The 21454-nt window shown below is 57.0% G+C and carries 18 protein-coding genes and 1 pseudogene; 5 read left to right on the top strand and 14 right to left on the bottom strand.

The window, feature by feature from the left end; genetic code table 11:
• Window positions 1-56: 56 nt before the first annotated feature.
• From ORG26_RS04020 to ORG26_RS04035, 4 genes are all read right to left on the bottom strand, one after another.
• Complete coding sequence (locus tag ORG26_RS04020; protein ID WP_266367240.1) at window positions 57-1559, bottom strand: RagB/SusD family nutrient uptake outer membrane protein; 1503 nt, start codon at window positions 1557-1559, stop codon at window positions 57-59.
• A gap of 12 nt (window positions 1560-1571) precedes the next feature.
• Entirely contained in the window at window positions 1572-4394 is a 2823-nt protein-coding gene (locus ORG26_RS04025) for a SusC/RagA family TonB-linked outer membrane protein (RefSeq protein WP_266367241.1), read from the bottom strand.
• A 185-nt stretch (window positions 4395-4579) separates the two neighbouring features.
• The gene (locus ORG26_RS04030; RefSeq protein WP_266367242.1) at window positions 4580-5560 is read right to left on the bottom strand and encodes a UDP-glucuronic acid decarboxylase family protein; all 981 of its coding nucleotides are present in this window, start codon (window positions 5558-5560) and stop codon (window positions 4580-4582) included.
• 129 nt (window positions 5561-5689) lie between these two features.
• Window positions 5690-7021 carry a UDP-glucose dehydrogenase family protein gene (locus tag ORG26_RS04035; protein ID WP_266367243.1) on the bottom strand — a complete coding sequence of 444 codons (1332 nt, stop codon included), beginning with the start codon at window positions 7019-7021 and terminating at the stop codon, window positions 5690-5692.
• Between the two features lie 383 nt (window positions 7022-7404).
• Here ORG26_RS04035 and ORG26_RS04040 point away from each other — a divergent pair, with 383 nt between their 5' ends.
• A complete protein-coding gene (locus ORG26_RS04040; protein ID WP_266367244.1) occupies window positions 7405-8550 on the top strand; it encodes an acyl-CoA dehydrogenase family protein in 1146 nt (381 codons plus the stop codon).
• 96 nt (window positions 8551-8646) lie between these two features.
• Here ORG26_RS04040 and ORG26_RS04045 read toward each other — a convergent pair whose 3' ends face one another.
• The 4 genes from ORG26_RS04045 to ORG26_RS04060 form a co-directional block, all read right to left on the bottom strand.
• On the bottom strand, window positions 8647-9435 hold the full coding sequence (locus tag ORG26_RS04045; protein ID WP_266367245.1) for a TerC family protein: 789 nt from the start codon (window positions 9433-9435) through the stop codon (window positions 8647-8649).
• 201 nt (window positions 9436-9636) lie between these two features.
• Window positions 9637-10773, bottom strand: a complete 1137-nt coding sequence (locus ORG26_RS04050) for a serine hydrolase domain-containing protein (protein ID WP_266367246.1) — start codon at window positions 10771-10773, stop codon at window positions 9637-9639.
• A 19-nt stretch (window positions 10774-10792) separates the two neighbouring features.
• Window positions 10793-11380, bottom strand: a complete 588-nt coding sequence (locus tag ORG26_RS04055) for a hypothetical protein (RefSeq protein ID WP_266367247.1) — start codon at window positions 11378-11380, stop codon at window positions 10793-10795.
• A gap of 125 nt (window positions 11381-11505) precedes the next feature.
• Window positions 11506-12366, bottom strand: coding sequence for a LytR/AlgR family response regulator transcription factor (locus ORG26_RS04060; RefSeq protein ID WP_266367248.1), 861 nt, complete (start codon window positions 12364-12366; stop codon window positions 11506-11508).
• Window positions 12367-12577: 211 nt separating this feature from the next.
• Between ORG26_RS04060 and ORG26_RS04065 the strand changes: the two genes are divergently transcribed.
• Window positions 12578-13180 (top strand): hypothetical protein, encoded by a 603-nt coding sequence (locus ORG26_RS04065; protein WP_266367249.1) that lies wholly within the window; start codon window positions 12578-12580, stop codon window positions 13178-13180.
• Between the two features lie 27 nt (window positions 13181-13207).
• Window positions 13208-14359, top strand: a complete 1152-nt coding sequence (locus ORG26_RS04070; RefSeq protein ID WP_266367250.1) for a serine hydrolase domain-containing protein — start codon at window positions 13208-13210, stop codon at window positions 14357-14359.
• A gap of 41 nt (window positions 14360-14400) precedes the next feature.
• On the opposite strand, the pseudogene ORG26_RS04075 reads toward ORG26_RS04070, so the two are convergent.
• The 4 genes and pseudogenes from ORG26_RS04075 to pafA form a co-directional block, all read right to left on the bottom strand.
• Window positions 14401-14619: pseudogene (locus ORG26_RS04075) on the bottom strand (LytTR family DNA-binding domain-containing protein); the annotation flags it as partial.
• Between the two features lie 30 nt (window positions 14620-14649).
• Window positions 14650-15264, bottom strand: coding sequence for a hypothetical protein (locus ORG26_RS04080; protein WP_266367252.1), 615 nt, complete (start codon window positions 15262-15264; stop codon window positions 14650-14652).
• Window positions 15265-15333: 69 nt separating this feature from the next.
• The gene (locus ORG26_RS04085) at window positions 15334-15642 is read right to left on the bottom strand and encodes a hypothetical protein (protein ID WP_266367253.1); all 309 of its coding nucleotides are present in this window, start codon (window positions 15640-15642) and stop codon (window positions 15334-15336) included.
• Between the two features lie 139 nt (window positions 15643-15781).
• Complete coding sequence (gene pafA / locus ORG26_RS04090) at window positions 15782-17416, bottom strand: alkaline phosphatase PafA (RefSeq protein ID WP_266367254.1); 1635 nt, start codon at window positions 17414-17416, stop codon at window positions 15782-15784.
• Between the two features lie 186 nt (window positions 17417-17602).
• On the opposite strand from pafA, the gene ORG26_RS04095 reads away from it, so the two are divergent.
• Window positions 17603-18325 (top strand): fatty acid desaturase, encoded by a 723-nt coding sequence (locus tag ORG26_RS04095; RefSeq protein ID WP_266367255.1) that lies wholly within the window; start codon window positions 17603-17605, stop codon window positions 18323-18325.
• Between the two features lie 90 nt (window positions 18326-18415).
• On the opposite strand, the gene ORG26_RS04100 is transcribed toward ORG26_RS04095, so the two are convergent.
• Entirely contained in the window at window positions 18416-19390 is a 975-nt protein-coding gene (locus tag ORG26_RS04100) for a polyprenyl synthetase family protein (RefSeq protein ID WP_266367256.1), read from the bottom strand.
• Window positions 19391-19625: 235 nt separating this feature from the next.
• On the opposite strand from ORG26_RS04100, the gene ORG26_RS04105 reads away from it, so the two are divergent.
• Window positions 19626-20543, top strand: a complete 918-nt coding sequence (locus ORG26_RS04105; RefSeq protein WP_266367257.1) for a patatin-like phospholipase family protein — start codon at window positions 19626-19628, stop codon at window positions 20541-20543.
• On the opposite strand, the gene ORG26_RS04110 is transcribed toward ORG26_RS04105, so the two are convergent.
• Window positions 20540-21415 (bottom strand): glycerophosphodiester phosphodiesterase family protein, encoded by an 876-nt coding sequence (locus ORG26_RS04110; RefSeq protein WP_266367258.1) that lies wholly within the window; start codon window positions 21413-21415, stop codon window positions 20540-20542. The two genes, ORG26_RS04105 and ORG26_RS04110, sit on opposite strands and share 4 nt — an antisense overlap.
• Window positions 21416-21454: the final 39 nt, after the last annotated feature.

A 21454-nucleotide genomic window follows, 5' to 3' on the forward strand; every position in this document is an offset into this window, starting at 1 on the left:
GGTTTAGGGTTCTGAATCAGCGGAGCTTACTTTTAACTTTTAACTTTTAATTCATTTTATTCCCAGCCTTTATTCTGCGTCAGGTTGGGGTTTAGTTTGCGTTCGCTTTGGGGGATGGGAAAAAGGTAATCCCGTTCTTCGTCGAACAGGCGGCCCTGCTCGGCCAGCACGTCCGGGGCGATTTTCCAGCGTACGATGTCCCGCCAGCGGTGCCCTTCCAGCCCCAGTTCCGACATCCGTTCGGTCCGAATCAGCCGGGTCATTATCTCTTTGGTCGTCACGACGGAAAGGGTAGGCACGCCCGCTCTTTTGCGAACGCGGTTGATGGCGGCCAGAACTTCGGCGGTCGGTCCCTGCACTTCATTCACCGCTTCGGCGTACATTAGCAACACATCCGCAAAGCGCAGCAGGCGGAAATTAATCCCCGAGCCGGTGTCGTAGTTGAACTCATTGCCTTCCTCCTTCTGGTATTTCCGAAACGCGTAATCGCGCGGCAGAACGTCCTCCCAAGCCCGGTACTGCAAAAATTTGTAATAATCCTGCTTGTCAAAACGGGTTCCTTCCGGCCCAAAAACGGAAGCCGCCAGCCGGGGGTCGCCGGGTACAAACTGCTTGAGGTACATTTCCGACGGAATAGCGATGTGGTTGGCCCGGCCCCGAACGCCGAATTCCATGCCCCGCAGACTGCCCGTTCCGCATTCGTCACAGAAAACGCCGGGGTTGACGGTGGTGGAAAACTGCACTTCGAACAGCGACTCCCGATTGTTTTCGCCGGTTTCGGTGAAATTATCCGCGTAGTTAGGAACCAGATCATACGTCTGGGCATCGATAATCTCTTTGAACACCTGAGCCGCCGCGGTATAATCGGCCCGGTTGCCGGTCAGGCCTGCGCGGTAGAGCAACGCCTTGGCCCGAAACCCTTTGGCCGCCCCGCGGGTTGCCCGGCCGACCTCCACCCCGGTATACGACACCGGGAGCCGCTTTTCCGCCTCCGCAAAATCGGCCAGAATGATTTCGTAAATCCTGGCAACCGACGCCCGGGCCGGCTGTTTCTGGTCCCGGCTGTTATAATCCACCACTTGCTGCAGCAAAGGTACTTCGCCGAAATTGGTCACCAGAATGAAGTAATACAGGCCGCGCAGGAAGTACGCCTCTCCGACCAGCCGGTTCTTCAGGGCGCTGTTCATGGAGATTTCCGGAATGCGGCCGATAGCCAGATTCGTCCGGTAGACACCCTGGTACGCTCCGGTCCAAATGGCGCTGAAAACCGGGTTATCGGCAGAAGTTTCAAAGCGGCGCATCGCCTGCCAGAGCGGGTTGCAGGTCGTGGTGGCTTCGGTTTCGTCCGACATCAGTTCCTGCGCCACGTGCATCATGCGGCCGTATAGATCAGGGCCCGCCAGAGAGGCGTAGGCGGCATTGACGGCCTGAAGCGCATCGGCTTCGGTCCGGTAAAAGGTTTCGGCCGTTTGGTAGTCCGGTTCCGGAACGTTCAGGGCTTTGTCGCCGCAGGCATAACACAGAAAGGCCGTCATAAAGGGAATCAGTACTTTTTTCATGGTGAGGATGGCTTAGAAATTGACCTGAAGACCCCCGACGATTGTTCTCGGCTGGGGCGTTACGCCCGCGTCGATGCCGTTGAGCAGGGTGTTTCCGGCAGAAAATTCGGGGTCGAGGCCGCTGTAGCGGGTGACGGTAATCAGGTTCTGGGCGCTCACGAACAGACGCACGCTGCGCAGTCCGTAGCCCGAGGTCAGCGTTTCCGGCAGCGTGTAGCCGACCTCCACATGCCGCAGCCGGAGGTAACTGCCGTTTTCCACGAACCAGTCGGAGGCCCGGAAATTGTGGGTGTTTCCGGCGGTGGCGCGGGGCTGCGTCAGGGATGGGCGTTCGGGAGTCCAGCGGTCGAGCACCTGCGTCCCGGCATTGTAGCGGCCCTGATAGCCGTTCAGCCAGTAAGCCATCGCGTTGTACAGCTGGTGGCCGGATACGCCCTGTCCCTGTATCGACAGGTCAAAACCCTGCCCGGAGGCATTCAGCGAAAACCCATAATGAAACGTGGGCAGCGACTGGCCGATCAGGGTCCGGTCACCTTCCAGCGTCAGCTTTTTGTCGCCGTTGCTATCCGCAAACCGGACATCCCCCGGCTCTGTTCCGTCGAAAGCAGCCGAATTGCCAATCTCCGCTTTTGTCTGATAGATGCCGATTTTCTGCAAGCCAAAATAGCTGCCGATCGGCTGGCCGGGCGTGGTGATTCCCACGTACTCGTTCTGGACGGACGCGGACCAGATGGGGGAAGTCCGCTGGCCAATGGAAACTACCTCGTTACGCTGCCAGGACAGAAAAGCGTTCAGGTTGACAGAAAAGTCATCCATCGACTCCTGCACGCCAAACGTCAGGTCCACGCTCCGGTTCTTCACCTCCCCGGCGTTCGTCAGGGGGGCGGCCGTTCCGGTGGCGGCCGGAATTGGCTCTTCCACCAAAATATCTCGGGTGTGTTTTGTCCGGTAATCCAGCCCGATCCGGATTTTGTTCTCAAACGCCGCCAGTTCCGCACCCAGATTTTGCAGGGTGGTCGTTTCCCAGCGCACCCGCGGATTGGACAAGGCTCCCGGCACCGAACCTTCGCCCAGGTAGGAACTGCCCGCCCCAAACGGATAATTGAATCCGGGCAGCATGCGGGTCGTATACCGGAAGTCGCCCAGATGGTCGTTGCCCGTCTGCCCTACGCCCGCCTGAAGCCGCAGTTCGCTCAGGTAAGGAATCTGCTCGAAAAACGGCTCCGCCGAAAGCCGGTAAAAGCCCGAAACGGCCGGGAACCAGCCCATCCGGTGCCCGGAAGCAAAGCGGGACGAGCCATCCCGCCGCAGCGAGGCAATCAGGCCGTATTTTTCCAGAAAGGTATACTCGACCCGCGTCAGCAGGCTGTGGATGCGGTACTCACCGGCGGAAGTGGCGGCCGAAGTCGTCGCCTCGATCCGGTCGGGTACGCCTCCCGCTACGGCCGCTGCCTTGTCGGCCCTGTACAACTGGGTCGAGCCGGCCAGCAGGGCCATAAGCGCATGATCACCGAAGGTCTCCCGGAAGATCAACTGGTGTTCGAGCATCCGGTTGCGCCAGGTCATGTTACTCGCGGCAGCCGTCGCCCGGGGGTTGCTGTCAAAAGCGCCCATCCGGTAGACGGGAACGGTACGGTCGGCGGAAAACTTCCGGCGGTCGAAGCCGAAGGTAAAGCGGTAGGTCAGGTTTTCCAGCGGATTCCATTCCCCGAATACATCACCGACCAGGCCCGCCGCAGTCCGCTGGTCGTTCACCAGACTGGCCAGCCCTACGGCGTTGACCGCATCGTTACCGGCATCTCCGAAGTCCGGCCCGTTGAAGCCGCCCGGATTCCGGGGGTTCTGCACCGGCAGGTAGGGCGCACTTTTCAGCGCCTGTTCAATGGGCGTTCCGGTTCCCGCCCGTTCGTTCAGTTGCCGGGCCACCCGGTTCCAGGCCAGATGCGTCCCGACCCGGACGGTGTTGGTGACCGCATAGCCCAGATTGGCCCGCATCGAAAACCGGGACAGGTCCGTACCGGCCAGAATGCCTTTTTGCCGGTAATAATCGGTTGAAACAAAGTACGAGGCCGCGTCGGAGGCCCCCGAAACCGATACCGACGAGTTATGGACCGGAGCCACTTGCATTAGTTCATCCAGCCAGTTGGTCTGGACGCGCAGCAGAGTGTCGAGCGAAGCCCGGTTTGCCAGCCGCCCCGAGGGGATAAACCCGCCCCGGACCCGGCTTTCGTTGATGTAGTCAATGTACTGGGCCGTCGAAAGCTGAGCGGGAAGTTTCCGGACCGATTGCACGCCGGTATAGGTTTCGGCCGAGACGCGCAGCCCGCCCGGCTGTCCTTTTCTGGTCGAAATCAGAATCACGCCGTTGGCTGCCCGCATGCCGTAAGCCGCCGCCGGGGCGTCGCGCAGCACCGCCACCGATTCCACATCCCGCCAGGCCAGCCAGTTGAGGTTACTGGTCTGGCCCAGCACCAGCCCATCGACCACAACCAACGGATTGGTGTCCCCAAAACGACCGGCCCCGCCCATCGTCAGGCTGACCCCGTCGCCCGGGGCACCGGAATTGGCTGTAAGCAACAGACCCGGGACATTGCCCTGAAGGGCCGTCAGGAAATTACCACGCAGGACGCCGCGCAGGCGGGCGGCTTTCAGTTGGTAAACCGAACTTCCGGCGTTCGTCTGACGAAGGATGCCGTAGCCGACGGCGTTGCTATCCAGGACGTTAGGAAGGAGTTCCCCCTGCTGACCGAACGAGCAGAGCGGAGAAAAAAGGAAGGCAAAACACAGGGTATGGACCCACCCCGGAGGGAGGTGGATCGGGATCAGTCGGTTCATTCTTTCAGTAGTTGTGGCAGGACAGATGCTCACTTAAACATACTAACAAGAATGATACCAACGAAAAAACCTGCGACGACACGGGGGACAACGCAGGTTTCCAGACAGACAGCTAAAGGTGTGATGCTCAGGGCACCAACACCGCAAAGTTACTTATTCCTTTCGCTTAAACAAGCGGTAACGCGTTAATTTTTAACGAATTCCCGATGGTAAGCCGCCTTGTAAAGTTCTTCTTCCGGCAGACTTTTAAAATAGTCGTAGGTGATGCGCAGCCCTTCTTCCCGCGACACTTTCGGCTCCCAGCCCAGAATTTCCTGAGCGCGGGTGATGTCCGGACGACGCTGCTTCGGATCGTCGGTCGGCAGCGGCTTGTAGATCATCTTCTGCGACGTACCCGTCAGCTTAATGATTTCCTCCCCGAACTCCTTGATGGTGATTTCGGCGGGGTTACCGATGTTGACGGGGTAAGCGTAGTCGCTCATCAGGAGGCGGTAGATGCCTTCCACGAGGTCGTCCACGTAGCAGAACGAGCGCGTCTGGCTGCCGTCGCCGAACACCGTCAGGTCTTCGCCGCGCAGGGCCTGGCCGATAAAGGCGGGCAGTACCCGGCCGTCGTTGAGGCGCATCCGCGGTCCGTAGGTGTTGAAAATCCGGACAATGCGGGTTTCCAGACCGTGGAACGTGTGGTACGCCATCGTCATGGCTTCCTGAAAACGCTTGGCTTCGTCGTACACGCCGCGCGGACCTACCGGGTTTACGTTGCCCCAGTAATCCTCGTTCTGCGGGTGCACGGCTGGGTCGCCGTATACTTCCGAGGTCGAGGCGATCAGGACCCGGGCGTTTTTGACCCGCGCCAGACCCAGGCAGTTGTGAATGCCCAGCGAGCCTACTTTCAGCGTCTGAATCGGAATTTTCAGGTAATCGATCGGGCTGGCCGGAGAGGCAAAGTGCAGAATGTAATCGAGTTCGCCCGGTACGTGGATGAATTTGGAGACGTCGTGGTGGTAAAACTCGAAGTTGGGCAGTTTAAAAAGGTGCTCGATGTTGCGAACGTCACCCGTGATCAGGTTGTCCATCGCGATAACATGAAATCCTTCCTTGATAAACCGGTCGCACAGGTGTGAACCCAGGAACCCGGCTCCACCCGTGATTAAAACGCGTTTCATGCAGTAAAATTAATATGTGGGAATGATTAAGGGGTAAGGTTTAACGCTTAAGGCTGAAAGCTTTATCGTGCCGGTATCTCCCCGGCCAGGCTCACCCGTTAAACGTTAAACCTTAAATATTAAACCTGATTAAGCATTCTGCTCGACTTCAGCGCGGACCACGTCGCGGCCGATGCTGTAATACGTGTACCCCATCTCGCGGATCTGGTCCAGTTCGTAGAGGTTCCGTCCGTCAAAGATGACTTTATTTTTGAGCAGCATATTCATTTTGTTGAAATCCGGCGTGCGGAACAGCGGCCACTCGGTCATGATCACCAGCGCGTCGGCGTCGTCGAGGGCGGCGTAGGACGTGTGGGCGTAAGTAATTTTGTTGCCGAGCACGTTCTTCACGTTGTCCATTGCCTCGGGGTCGTATGCCGTAACCTTGGCGCCTTCGGCCAGCAGTTCGCGGATGTTCTCCAGCGCCGGCGCTTCGCGGATGTCGTCGGTGTACGGCTTGAAGGCCAGCCCCCACACGGCGATGGTTTTGCCCTGCAGGCTACCTCCGAAATAATCTTTGATCATCGGCAGCAGCTTCGTCTTCTGGTCGTTGTTGACCGACATTACCGACTTCAGAATCCGGAAATCGTACGCGTAGTCCTGGGCGGTTTTGGCCAGCGCCTGCACGTCTTTCGGGAAGCAGCTTCCGCCGTACCCAATCCCGGCGAACAGGAAGCGTTTGCCGATCCGGCTGTCGGTCCCGATGCCCCGGCGGATGTCGTCCACGTTCGCGCCGACCTTTTCACAAAGGTTGGCAATCTCGTTCATGAACGTAATCTTGGTCGCCAGGAAGGCGTTGGCGGCGTACTTGGTCATTTCAGCCGAGCGCTCATCCATGAAAATGATTGGGTTCCCCTGGCGCACCAGCGGGGCGTACATTTTAGTCATGACGGCCTTGGCCTTTTCGGACTTCGTCCCGATCACCACGCGGTCGGGTTTCATGAAATCCTCCACGGCTACGCCTTCGCGCAGAAACTCGGGGTTCGACACCACGTCGAAGTCGATGGAAGTGTTAACGGCGATGTGGGCGGCGACCTTCTCGGCCGTACCCACGGGAACCGTGCTTTTATCCACAATAACCGTGTATTGCTTCATCAGCGGACCGAGGTCGTCGGCCACTTTGAGAATGTATTTCAGGTCGGCGGAGCCATCCTCACCCGGAGGCGTCGGCAGGGCCAGGAAGATTACTTCCGCGCCTTCGATTCCTTCGGCCAGATTTGTCGTGAATTTGAGGCGACCCTCGGCGGTGTTCCGGTTAAAAAGAACATCCAGACCGGGTTCGTAAATAGGGATGATTCCGTTATTCAGTTTTTCGACTTTGCGTTCATCAATGTCAATACATGTCACCTGATTACCCGTTTCAGCGAAACAAGTTCCCGTAACCAGTCCAACATATCCGGTTCCTACAACTGCTAATTTCATAGAGTTAGCCTAAAGTGATTAGTTTTTTCTAGCGAAAACTGGATTGTATTTTTTGAATATCTATCCACGTGCCACAAAATTAGACGAATTTGCCTAAATGTCTAAAGCCTACCTCCTTTTGTGAGTCACCGGTTCCAGTTTCCGGTCAATACGAATCAAAAACTGTTCCGGCATTGAGCGAACCGCTGCCCATTCCGCCTAACCCTGGGTTATATTCCGCCAATTTTCATACTCTTTATAAATAAAAACATATCTTTATCTAATCCGGTCAGGCGTTCTGTATTCTTAATACCGTTGCCTAACAAACGATTGCCTGCTAAGCGGGTTATATTGTAAATTATGAATCAGACACTTCATCCGTTTCATTTCACACCCTCAAGAAGATGCTTTCAGAAGTTGTAGAAAACCAAGAATTAATTGCCCAAACTGTACGGGACTTTGCCCTCCGCCACATTCTGCCGAATGTACGGTCCTGGGACGAATCTCAGTATTTTCCGGTCGAAATTATGCGTCAGCTGGGCGAACTGGGCCTGATGGGCGTTCTCGTACCGGCTCAATACGGTGGGGCTGGACTTGGGTACCGGGAATACGTGGCGGCCATCGTCGAACTGTCGAAAGTAGACGGGTCGATCGGCCTGTCGATGGCGGCCCATAACTCCCTCTGCACCAATCATATTCTGCTTTTTGGCAACGAGGAACAGAAACAGGCGTACCTGCCTAAACTCGCCACGGGCGAATGGATCGGGGCCTGGGGGCTGACCGAACCCAATACCGGTTCGGATGCGGGCAATATGCGCACCGTCGCCGTACGGGAAGGCGATCAGTGGGTTCTGAACGGAGCCAAGAACTTCATCACGCACGGGAAAAGCGGCAACGTAGCGGTCGTCATCGCCCGAACGGGTGAGCCCAATACGTCCCGGAACGCCACGGCTTTTGTCGTGGAGCGGGTCACACCGGGCTTTTCGGCCGGAAAGAAAGAAGATAAGCTGGGCATGCGGGCCTCCGAAACGGCCGAGATGATTTTTCAGGACTGCCGGATTTCGGACAGCCAGCGACTTGGCGAGGTCGGCGACGGCTTTGTGCAGTCCCTCAAAATTCTGGACGGCGGCCGGATTTCGATTGCGGCCCTGAGCCTCGGCATTGCGACGGGTGCTTTTGACCATGCGCTCCGCTACGCGCAGGAACGGCAGCAGTTTGGCCAGGCCATCGCCCGGTTCCAGGCGATTCAGTTCAAACTGGCCGATCTGGCCACCCAGATTGAAGCCGCCCGCCTGCTGACCTACCATGCCGCCGACCTGAAAGATGCCGGGCAGCCCGTCACGACGGCTTCGGCAATGGCCAAACTGTACGCTTCCGAAGTGGCCGTCAAAGCTGGCGACGAGGCGGTCCAGATTTTTGGCGGCTACGGCTACACTAAGGATTTCCCCGTCGAAAAATACTACCGCGACGCCAAGCTCTGCACCATCGGCGAAGGCACCAGCGAAATCCAGAAACTGGTCATTTCAAGGCAGTTGCTGAAGGGAGTTTAGGGTTTATAGTTTAGGGTTTATAGTTGCTTCGCTTTACACAACGTCACGGTGTAGCGAAGCAACTATAAACCCTAAACTATAAACCCTAAACCCTTTTTAAACTTTTGCCGATTTCTGCTCTGGCAGGCGGCCGCTGTTGAGTTCGACCATCTGCTGGTTTTTACGTAGTCGCATGTTGATGAGTTCGACCAGCAGAGAGAAGGCCATAGCGGAATACAGATAGGTCTTGCTGATTTCTTGGTGGAAGCCTTCTGCGATAAGCATAATGCCGATGGCAATCAGGAACGAAAGCGCCAGAATCTGCAGCGTCGGGTTCTTGCTGATGAAGCGGCCGATGGTTCCCGAGAACAGCATCATGATCGAGATGGAAATAACCACCGCAATGATCATGATCCAGACGTTTTCGACCAGCCCCACGGCGGTCAGGATACTGTCGATGGAGAAAACGGCGTCGATCATCACAATTTGCAGGATAATCGCTCCAAAACTGGAATACTTGGGCGCCGCACCGGGTGCCTGCTGAGCCCCTTCCAGCTTGTGGTGAATCTCCAGGGTGCTTTTTCCCACCAGAAACAGCCCGCCAAGCATCAGAATCAAATCCTTCCAGCTGATGGGCAGCGGCCCGCGGTTTTCGCCTATGTAAGGAATGTTGAACACGGGTCTGGTCAGGCCCAGAATCCAGGTAATTCCAAACAGGAGCGCAATCCGGAAGAGCATTGCCAGCAACAGACCCACGTTACGGGCTCGTTTCTGCTGAGCCGGGTCCAGCTTGTCTACGACAATGGAAATGAAAATGATATTATCGACTCCGAGGACAATTTCTAGGAAAGTAAGCGTCAGAAGGCTGATTAGCAGACCCGGGTCTGAGAAATCAGGAAATTCCATAATGTCAGTTTGTTACAGGATTGGTTGATACTGTTTCAAACGAACTCGTTCTGAAAATGTTCGGCTCCTTCTGCCCGCTCCATCTTAAGGGCAACCGGAAATAAAAGCAAAATGGATAATCCGCCCGTTCGTGCTCCTTCGCCGCCTCTCCGGGAAAGGGTGAATCATCCATTTTTCGCTTCTGTTGAATAGAAAATCCGTCTAATTCAGCACCTCTTCCAGAAAATCCTTCCGCGTGCCGGTTCCGTAATTGGTCAGCAGCACGAACGTGGCCTTTTTGGCCGGGAAATAGAAAACGTTCGATTCGGCACCCGCCAGCGTTCCGTTGTTGCCAAAACCGGTTCCCAGAACGGAGGAAGGCCACTGGTCAAGCGCCAGCCCGTACGTGGATTCGCCCTTTCGGACCGGAAACGGCGTCATCATTTCCCGTAGAGCCGAAGCGCTCATCAGCTTTCCACCGAACAGGGCCTCGCTGAACCGAAACAGGTCCGGGGCGCTGGAAATCAGGCCGCCATAAGCGTTGCTCTCGGCGTCGGCCCGGTCGAGGTCGGTGACGTCCATCAAGCGGTTGTTGCCGTAAAAATAAGCGTACCCGCGGGCCACCTGGCGGTCGTCGCGCCGGTCGAGGTAAGTCTGGGTCAGCCCCAGCGGCCGGACCACGCGCTCGTCCACCAGGGCCGCGAGCGATTTACCCGTCACCCGTTCGAGAATTTTGCCGATCAGCAGATAGCCTGGATTGCTGTAACCGTACCGTTCGCCCGGTTCGAAAGCCAGCGGGCGGTCGTAGACGTAGCGGCTCAGCACCTCGTCGGCACTCATGGCACGACGGCGGGCCGGGTTGTTGACCAGATCGAGCTGGTACTGGATGTCGTCGTTGTTCGGGTCAACAAGGCCGCTGGTGTGGGTCAGCAGGTGGCGGAGCGTTATTTTTTCCGCCTGTGGAATCCGGTCCTTTACCTCGGGCAGCAGCTCCGGCAGGGTCCGGTCCAGTTGCAGTCTGCCTTCATCGACGAGCTGCATGGCGGCCGTCGCCACGAACGTTTTGGTAATGCTGCCCACCCGGAACGGCGTGTTGATCCGGGCCGGTGTCTGGTGCTCCAGATTGGCGTACCCCGCCGCGCCGATCCAGACCGGCTCGCCTTCTTTCTTCAGCAGCACAACGGCGCCCGGAATCCGGTTCGATTTCACATACGCCTCGACCGCTTTCTGGTAAACCCCGTGTTTGGGATGACCCGAAAAGTCCTCCGCCGGACCCGAATCGGGCTGCGGAATGATTGCCTGTTCGCAGGCGGCCAGCACGAAGGCCAGCCCGAAACCCATAAGCCAGTTTTTGTTCATGGTAGTTGTTGTTTGGAATTTATTTGTCGATCAGTAACCGGGTGCCGATGTGCAGCGCCTGGTGGGGCAGAACAATCTGGCTGAAGGGCATTTCGCCAAACAGTTCGTAGCGGGCAAAAACGGTGGACCCGCCGGCGAACCGCACCCCCATTCCTACGCCCACGCTCGGCATGAATTTGAACTGATAGGGCGATGCTTTCCGGAATTCGGACGTGTCTTCCTGACGAACATAGGCGGGAGAGACGGACCGCAGCAGAAGGGCCCCACCGCCAATCGTTGCGTCGGCAAACACCGGACCGACAAACTTCCGAAAGCCAAATTCGGAGGCGACGAATAGTCCGCTCTGCACGCCCGGATGCCGGTACAGGCCCAGGTTCAGCGTTTGGAAGGTTTGTGCTCCGGGGCGGTTGCGGTAGTAAAATTCCGTCCCTACTTTGATGCCGATGCCGCCTTTCTGCAGTTTCCGAAGGGTCGGCAGGGTGATGGATTCGGCGAAAACCGTGACCGTGAGCGGCAGTCCGGTCCGTGGCCGGGCGGCGGGAGGGTCCTGCGCCAGCGAGACACCCAGACTTCCGGACAGCCCCAGCGCGAAGAATAACGTTTTCATAAGTACCTGTTGTTGAATTGATTTACGGGGCAAAAGTAAACCCTTCAACAAAGCGCGGGAAAACGGCGACCGCCCACCGGCGGGCGAAACCCGGTGAGCGGCGGCTTACGAAACCTGAGCGGTTGTCAGGAAACGCCCAGCCATTGCCGGAATTCGGCCACCCGGCGGCGGCTGACGGCCACCTCTTCCGACGGCGCGGGTTGCAGGCGCAGCAGCAGGCGCCCCGACCCGTCATGTTCTACTTTCTGAATCGCGGTGCGGCTGGCGATAAACTGCCGGTTCAGCCGGAAAAAGTCCGACGCCGGAAGCCGTTCGGTGAGCTGTTCGAGCGTGGCATCCACCGTGTACGACTGATTGTCGGTGGTCTTGACAATGCTCATTTCGTTCGTGACAAAAATGTAGGCTACCCGTTCTGTCGCCACGGGCACGAAGCCTTTTCCCTGATTGACCAGCAGCGTCCGCGGCATCAGGGGGCGCGCCTCTTCGGTTGCCGGCTGCGCAGTTCCCAACGTTTCCAGTTCGGCGATGCGCTGCCGCAACACCGCCACCGTCTGCCGGTGATGCGCGATGAGCCAGTACATCGTGTAGCCCATGTGCAGCAACAGCACAAACAGCAGTCCTACGGGAAGGTCGTTGGCAATGAGAATGCTCAGGGTTGCCTCCGGCGGGCGTTCCACGATAAAATCATTGTATACCAGACTGAAAACCATAATGACCAGCGCCGTTCCGCCCAGCGCGGCACCGGCCTGAATAAACAGCCGCGGCAGGGTCTGGGCTTCCCACGAATACCGTTCGTCGAGTTTCCGGATGAGGAAGCGGTTCATTTCCCAGATGAGTCCCGTAACGCCCATCACCACCAGAACGTCCTGGTAGAAGCGGGGATTTTTCAGCAGATCGCCCAGCGGGCTCACTTCGCCGATGAACCGGAAGAAGAACGCCCAGACAGGAATGCCGATCAGCCGGGGCCATTTGTCAGGGTAAATCATTCCTGAGATGAAAAAGTGAGAAGGCAAGTTAAGCATCAAGGGACGGGCCGAAAACCCGGTCGCCGCCGTTCATTCTCCCCGCCGCATCCGTTTCTTTCGCACCCGTTTCCGGGAACTTCGGGCGGACTTCCGGCTCCTTCGCCCCTCTCCGACCAGCAAATGACGGCTTTCCGGGCCAATTTTGCCCCAACCAACAACAAATACAAATAAAATGAAAAACTCGCTTCTGGTACTGGTGAGCCTCGCTCTCGGGACCCTTCCCCGTTTGACTCAGGCTCAGGACGCCTCCTCCTTGTCGCCCCGGCGACCGGCTTTGCCTGTTCACGTTTCGGTTTTCTCCCACTCGGTCAGCCTGCCCGACTTCCGCGGATTTTTCCGGAATCCGAATCTGGGCGTTCGCCTGGGGACGGAGCTTTATTACACCAACCGGCCGGGGAAGCAGGTCTTCCAGACGGTCAATGTGGGCCTGTACCGGCAAAAGTCTCTGCACAATGCCTTTTTCGTCAGCAGCGAATTCGGGTATCGCAGGTTTATTGGACACGTCTTTGCCGATGCGACCGTGGGCGGCGGCTATCTGCACCTTCGCTCCATCCCGCCGGTCTACGCGCCTGTGGGGCCGGGGGAGTTCACCAAGACCTCGCCTGTCCGCCATAAATTCATGCCGACGCTGGGGCTGGGGGCGGGCTACCGTTTCAACCGGACCTCCCTGTTTGCCCGCTACGAAATTTTTGGCCTTATGCCCATTCAGCAGGACGTTCCCCTTTTGCCGCACAAAGCCCTGCACCTGGGCGCCCGGCTAAATTTTTCCCGTTAATTTTTCTGTAAACAACAAATTGAACCCATGAAAACGATTGTCACTTTTCTCGCCGTTGCCCTCGGCACGGCCCTGGCGGGATGCCAGTCCGAGCTGGCCGCCCCGCAGACCCCTGCTCCGGAACTGCCCGACTATTCCCACCATCCCAGACACGCTTTTTACCAGCGCGAACTGGATAACTTCCGCCGGTCGCATGGGGCACCCGGCGGGATTCTGCTCGTCAAAACGCCGGAACACGGGGTCTGGATAGGCGCTTCGGGCCAGGCGAACCTGGAACACGCGACCCCCATGCGCGGCACCGAGCGGATACGGGTGGGCAGCGTCACCAAAACATTGACGGCCACGGTTATTCTGAAACTAAAGGAACAGGGCAAACTCCGGCTCGACGACAAACTGGCGGACTGGCTGCCCCAGACGAAGAACCGCATTCCACAGGCCGAGACCATCACGCTGCGGCAGTTGCTCACCCACACGAGCGGCGTCCGCAATCTGGGCGACGACAATATTCCGTTCCAGCTCGCTCTCGCCAACCGACCCGAGGACGTCGACATGACGCAGCCTGAAACGGTCCTGAATCGCTTCGTCTACGGAAAACCGCTTGATTTTGAGCCGGGAACGCGCTATTTCTACAGCAATACGGGGTTTCTGCTGCTCGGCATGATTGCCGAAAAAGCCGCCCGGAAGCCGCTGAAGACCCTTTTTCAGGAAATGATCTTTGCGCCGGTCGGCATGACCAACTCGTACCTCGAAAAGCGGGACGATCCGCGGGTTGTCCGCTCGTACTACGACCTGTACGGCGACGGCAAATTGATGGACGTGAACGACTGGGAGAAAGCCTATGACGATGGCGGCGCGGCGGGCGGCCTGATCACGACCGTGTCGGACTTACTGCGGTTCTCGGAGGCCCTCTTCGGCGGTACGCTTCTGACGGAGCAGTCGTTCGCCGAAATGCGCCAGTCGACCCGCCTGCCCACCTGCCCCAACGGCGATTGTGAATATGGCCTGGGCCTGATGACCTGGCGCTTCGACGTCGGCAATAGCCTGGGGCATAACGGGGGGGTGGTCGGGCTGGACATCAACTGGCTTTATTTTCCGGAGAAACAAACGACCGTTATCACCTTCATCAACCGGGGCGTCCCCACCGACAAGCGGGTTTTGGAAAGACTGCTGAAAGAATAACGACGTTATGGGTGGCCCGACGGCGACGGGCGACGGTGGTGCTACCGGTCAATCCACGCCTTGAACTCGGCGGCTTTTTTCTTGCTCACCGTCACCTCGTCCGCAAACTGGGGCGTGAGCCGGAGGACAAAGCCGCCCTGTTCTTTCTGCTGCACCTGCCGGATGGCTTCAATGTTGGCGATCATCTGCCGGTTGATGCGGTAAAACTCGGCTTCTGAGAGCATCTGGCTCAGCTGGTCCAGCGTGTGCTCGACCATATATTCCTGATTTTCAAACGTTTTGACGAAGTTTTAATCGTTGACTTTGTAGATGTAGGCGATTTCGTCCGTCGGGAGCGGCACCATCGCACTGCCCTTGCTGACCACCAGATTCTTCTTCACCGTCTTCCCGGCCTCGGTTTGCGGCGGGCGGTTCCGGGCTTCGGCCAGCTGGCGGCGAAAGTCCCGCAGCTGTTCTTCGTACGTCTGAACGATATTGAAAATGGCGTAGACTGCGTTGATGCCCACGACAAAAATGAGGCCCAGCGGCAGGTCGATGACAAACAGAAAGTGAATGTTGTAGGTCGGTCCGCGCTGCATCAACACATTGTTATAGAGCACGATGGTCATGGTCAGAATGATGGCGCTGAGGCCCAGGTTGACCAGACTCTGGATGATAAAACGCCGGAACGTGTCCTGAACCCAGGAGTACCGCCGGTCGAAATACCGGATCAGGCGCCGGTTGACCTCCCAGACGAGGGTAGTCACGACGAGTCCGGCGAGCAGGTCAAAGTAATAGTCCTGTTTCCGCAAAAGGTCGTACAGCGGTGTCGGATCACCAATATGCCGACTCAGGATGGCCAGCAGCGGAATACCCACAAGGCGGAGCCATCGGTCCGGGTAACGCACAGCTTGGAAGGTTGACATAACTACAAATAAAGCAAAAAGCCGCCTGTCTGGACAGGTGGCTTTTTGGCAAACGCGGGTAATTTTCTATTAATTGCTGACCTGCTTATCCGCAATTTTGGTGGTCCGCTTGGCGGTAGCCTTCACCGCTTTCACATCGCTTTTCATTTCCTTTTTCAGCGCCTTTTCTTCTTTCTTGTCGGCTTTTTCCATCTTGCGCTTGGCCTCCCCTCCCCGCATTTCGCGGGCATCCGCCATTTTCTCATGGGCCTTCTCGACCTTTTTAGCAGCCTTTTGCTCCTTATTCTGCTCCTTGGCTTTCTGAACGGCCTGAGCGTAGCTTACCTGAGTCGTTAACGCCAGAATTGCGCAAAATCCGGCAATGATTACCTTTTTCATGATGCATTGGTGTTGAGTGAACCGGCCCGCCAGACTGACGGGCAATCTGTTCTATCAACAGCCCAGTGCTTCAAGTGTTCGCTCACTCCATCATATTAAGCATGTCAAGCTCCCCAATATGATTGAATGGCCCTATCTGCTACCGCAGAGCCTCCTGCACCGGATTACCGATGTTGCCATTCGGTTCGATCAGGTGAAGCAGGGCGGTTACGGTAGGCGCAATGTCGTGAATGTAGGTGCGGCGTGTGGTTTCGCCCGGCTTTACACCCCAGCCGTAAAGCAGGAACGGCACGTGGGTGTCGTAGTTGTAGGTGGTGCCGTGGGTGGTGCCGCCTTTCCGGAACCCTTCGATGTAATTGGGATTGAACAGGATGTAGAAATCCCCGCAGCGGTTCGGGTCGAAGACGTTATTGAGCTGATAGCGAACGTTTTCGGGCATGGCCATCGCCGCGACATTATGCAGGTTGTACACGTTCACTATGCCCGGCGTTTTCAGCAGTTCCGCCCGGATGGCGGCGAAGGCCATTTCCATCGACACTTTCTTCTGCACCAGCAGGTCGGTGTTCAGATAAAGCTGCTGGTTCTGGTAGCGTTTCAGCCAGTCGCCCGCGCCAAAAGAAACCTCCATAGCCCGTTTGACAGCATCCGACACTTCGTTGTACTCCCGGGTTCCGGCCGGAATGTGCAGGCTTTGCAGGTAACCCGGTGTGTGAGCGGCCCCGTGGTCGGCGGAGAGAAAGACCAGGTAATTCCCCTTCCCAACCTGCGCGTCGAAGGCATTCAGAAGTTCGGCCATCACCCGGTCGAGGCGCAGGTATTCGTCTTCCACTTCGACGGATTCCGACCCGAAGCGGTGCCCGATGTAATCCGTCGAGGAAAAGCTCACGCAAAGCATGTCCGTCTGGGCGTTTTTGCCCAGATTTTCGCCTTTCAGAGCCGCCAGAGCCATTTCTTTGGTCAGCTGGTCGCCGAACGGACTCGTGCGCAGTTCTTCGTACTTCAGCCCCATCGCGGCCGCGAAGGTGTGCGGAAACACAGCTTTGGGTTCGCCCTGAAGCGTTCCTTCAAACGCTACATCGTCGGCGGTACTTTCGGCGTACTGGTTCAGCGGCAGCAGCGGCGTCCACTGCTGGGCGTTGTACTGGTCGGGCAGACGGCGGGCGTTCAGCGCCTTGACCCAGGCCGGCAGGTCGTTCATGTAAAAGGTACTCGAAATCCAGTTGCCGTCCTTCGAATCGAACCAGTAGGCGGCGTTGGCCGCATGCCCGGCGGGCAGGATGGCCCCGCGATCCTTCAGGGCAATGCCGATGACTTTCGAACGGCCCTGGGTGGCGATTTTGAGCTGGTCGCCGAGGTTGGAAACCCGCATGTTGCGCGGCGACATTTTCCCGGCCGAACCGGTATTACCCACCGTTTGCACCGTAGTGTCTTCCGTACAGTAGACCAGTCGGTTGGCCTTCCGGTCGTACCAGTCATTGCCGACAATGCCGCTCAGCGCCGGGGCCGAACCGTTGTAAATATGGGCGTGGCCGGGGCCGGTATAGGTGGCGGCGTAGTGATAATGGTTGTTGCGGGCATTGAACCCCTCGCGCATGAGTCGCTTGAAGCCGCCTTCGCTGTATTTGTCGTAAAAGCGATACAGATAATCGTACCGCATCTGGTCAACCACGATACCGACCACGAGCTTGGGCCGTTCGAGGGTCGTTTTTTTGGGCTGGGCAAACGCCGCGCCCGTCAGAAAAAGCAGGGAGATGAGTAATGTGGAACGCTTCATACTGGTTTATTTTGGGAAGGAGTTTCTCGCAGATTTTAACCGCAGATTTACACAGATTTTCTGCGACTATCGGCGTGAGAAATCAGCGGAAATCTGCGAGAAACAACCCCTCCTACGCAATCAAGAAACAAAGCTAACGAACAAAACCCGCAAACCCGACGTTTCACGGAAAAGTAACACGCTTCCATGATACCTGCCGCCCGCATCAAACCCGTCCGTATTGGCAACCGGGGCCTCTGGATTGCCGCCGCCATTTTGTCCGCCTGGGCCGGTCTGCTGGCGTATCTGCTCCACTACCCGGTCGATCCGAAAGATCCGCTGCTGTACGTCTTCGTGCTGCTGCAAATGCATCTGTACACGGGCGTGTTCATCACGGCGCACGATGCCATCCACGGGGTTGTCGCGCCGAACAACAAAAAGCTGAACCACGCCATCGGCTGGCTGGCTGCCATGCTTTTTGCCTTCAACGATTACAAAACGCTTTCGGGCAAGCACCACCAGCACCACAAACACGCCGCCACGCACGACGACCCCGACTACCACGAAGGCAACCCGAATTTTTTTGCCTGGTATTTCAGTTTCCTGAAGCAATACATTTCCATCCGGCAGGTTCTGCTGATGGCCGTCACCTACAACATTCTGAAGCTTTGGTTTCCGATGTGGAACCTGATTGTTTTTTGGGAAATTCCGGCCATTCTGAGCACCTTTCAACTCTTTTATTTTGGCACGTACCTACCCCACCGGGGCGAACACCACAATCCGCCGCACAACGCCCGCAGCCAGCGCCCGAACCACCTCTGGGCCTTTCTGAGCTGCTATTTTTTCGGCTACCACTACGAACACCACGCCTACCCCTACCTGCCGTGGTGGAAACTGGCCGAAGCGAGAGAAGAATCAGTTAAAAATTAAGAGTTAAGAGTTAAAAGTAAGCTCCGCCATATCAGAACTTTGAATGAGCGGAGCCTACTTTTAACTCTTAACTCTTAATTTTTAACTGATTTATTTGCTTCGCTCGATCGTGTACTGAACCAGTTGTTCCAGCGAATCGCGGTATTCGGATTGGGGGAAGGTGTAGAGCAGCGTCAGGGCTTCTTTCACGTAGCGGCTCATCACTTCCGTGGCATACTGAATGCCGCCCGAACGTTTTACGTAGTCGATGACTTCGGCTACGCGCTTGGGGTTGTCGCTCTCGTTTTTGATGAGGTTGATGATGCGGCGCTTCTCGCCGTAGCCTGATTTATTGAGGGCATAAATCAGCGGCAGGGTCATTTTCTTTTCCTTGATGTCGATGCCCAGCGGCTTGCCGACCTCCGCTTCGCCGTAATCGAAAAGGTCATCTTTGATCTGAAAGGCAATGCCTACTTTTTCGCCAAACTGGCGGGCATTTTCGATGACCTCCTTCGGGGCGTCGGTCGAGCGGGCCCCTACCGCGCAGCAGGCCGAGATGAGGGAGGCCGTTTTCTGCCGGATGATTTCATAGTAAACGTCTTCGGTGATGTCCAGTCGGCGGGCTTTTTCAATCTGGAGCAACTCGCCCTCGCTGATTTCCCGAACGGCCGTCGAAACGATCCGCAGCAGGTCGAACTCCGAATTGTCCACGGAAAGCAGTAACCCGCGCGACAGCAGATAATCGCCCACCAGCACCGCAATTTTGTTCTTCCACAAAGCGTTTACGGAGAAAAAACCGCGGCGGTAGTTGGAGTCGTCCACCACGTCGTCGTGAACCAGTGTGGCTGTATGCAGGAGTTCGATGAGCGCTGCGCCCCGGTGGGTGGATTCGGTGATGCCACCGCAGACGCCCGCCGTCAGAAAAACGAACATCGGCCGGAGCTGCTTGCCTTTCCGGCGAACGATGTAGTTCATAATCTGATCCAGCAGCATCACCTCGCTCTTCATAAACTGCCGAAATTTCTGCTCGAACGCATTCATTTCGGCGGCAATGGGCGCTTGTATGTTCTGAATCGATAGGGTCATGTCTTTGCGGAGGCAAGTTTACCACCAAAACGGCAATTTCGGGCTATCGGACGGGGAAAATCTTCCCGCCTTACGGCTTGTTTGCCGAAAATGTTTATCTTACTCAAAGAAGGTTCAGGGTTTAGAGTTTATGGTTTAGAGTTACAAAACCTCTCAGGGGACCTGTGCACCGCAACGCAACCATAAACGCTAAACCCTGAACCTTTCCGAATCACCTTTTCCAACCTTTGCTTTTATGCGCGCACTTGTGTTAGGTGGCGGCTCCCTGAAAGGCGCTTTCCAGACCGGAGCCATTCAGGCCATACTGGAATCCGGATTTGAGCCGGAGGCCATCTACGGCATTTCGGTCGGCAGCCTGAACGCGACGTTTCTGGCCCACGAAGCCGGAAAACAGTTTGTTGAAACAGGATCGGTCGACTGGCCGAAAGCAGGGCGCCAGTTGCTTGAATTCTGGATTAAAAACATTACCAAACCCGATGATGTAGCCGTGGTCCGCTCGCGGTTCATGCTCGGCTACAACACGCTGATGAGCCGCTTCGACGGCCTGCTCGATAACTCGCCCATTCAAAACCTCGTCACGCGGACGGTCAGTCTGGATGTGCTCCGCAAAAGTCCCGTTCAGCTCCGCGTCGGCGCTGTGGACATCATCAACGGCGACATGGTGTATGCCGGACAACAGGACGAACACATCCTCGACTACGTGTTTGCCAGCAGTTCCCTGCCGTTTCTGATGCCTGCCGTCGCCATCGGCGGCGACCATCGACGGGCTTTTCTGGACGGCGGCCTGCGCGAAGTAGCCCCGCTACGCATCGCCATCGAAGACGGCGCGACCGAAATTGTCTGCGTCGCCTGCCATGCCAAGCGCGTTTTCAACGAACACATGAACTACCGGAGCCTGCTGACGCTGGTCGAACGGGTGAAAGACATTACGGTCAACCAGATCGTCAACAACGACATCGCCTGGGCCGAACGCTTCGTGGAGCGAGAAAAAAGCCACGGCCGAACACTCGACCTGACCGTTGTCCGCCCCGAAACGCCCCTCCGGCTGAACATCATGAAATTCACCTCCGACGACATCGGCCAGCTGGTAGTACAGGGGTACAAAGCCGCCACCCACGTGCTGCGGGAAAAGGGTATCGAGCGGCAGGTTTAGTTCTTCTCTTCAAACAAGGCCGCCACGGCGAGGGGCCGGTCGGTGGTCAGGATGTCGGCACCCTGCCGGGCGTACTGCCGGTAAAGGGCCTCCGCGGTTGTCATGGGCTGTTCGTCGGGATTGCCCGCTCCGTACGTTCCCACCGAAACCGGAATTCCCGCCCGGCGGAACGCTTCGTAAAACTCGCCGGGCTGGAGCTGCCTGGGAGCCAACGCAATCAGATTTTTCAGCGGAAAACCCGCCTGCCGGAGTTTTTCCAGATCAGCCGTGGTGGTGAATCCCAGCGCCAGCCAGAGCGCCGGATACTGCTGCCGGAGTTTTCTGGCATCGTCAACGGTGTAGCAGATGACAAAGACACTGTTCAGCGCCCGGTGCCGCTCGACCATCCGCAGAACGCGGGTCAGATCAACGCCGGGCTTTACGTCCAGCGCCAGCACCGCCCGGTTCGCATTCCAGCGTAGAACAGCCTCAAACAGGGGCATTTTCTGACGGGTTGGCTTGCCGGCCAGCGTCCGAAGCGGCAACTGACTCAGTTCCTTCCAGGTCTTTGCTTTCAGCGAGCCCGTTCCGGTGGTCGTGCGCTCCAGTTCGTCGTCGTGCAACAGCGTCAGAACGCTGTCGGCGGTCATCCGGACATCCATTTCCAGGATAGCTTCGGGAAGTTGCCGGTACGTTTGGGTGAAGGTTTGGAGGCTGTTTTCGGTCTCGTCCGGGTCCGGGCCGCCGCGGTGAGCAAGCAATAAAGGCTTATTTGGATTCGCTTTGCGGCTGAAAAACGACTGAATAGCTTCCGGACGGCTGAAACGCCCGGATTGAGCCAGCACGGGAACTGTCAGGAAGAGCAGATTGAGGAATAAAAGAGAACGAAGCATAAAAGAGATAGCATTTAGGGAAAACACCAAAACCCCACC

The sequence above is a fragment of the Tellurirhabdus rosea genome (genome assembly GCF_026278345.1).
In the GTDB taxonomy this organism is placed as follows: domain Bacteria; phylum Bacteroidota; class Bacteroidia; order Cytophagales; family Spirosomataceae; genus Tellurirhabdus; species Tellurirhabdus rosea.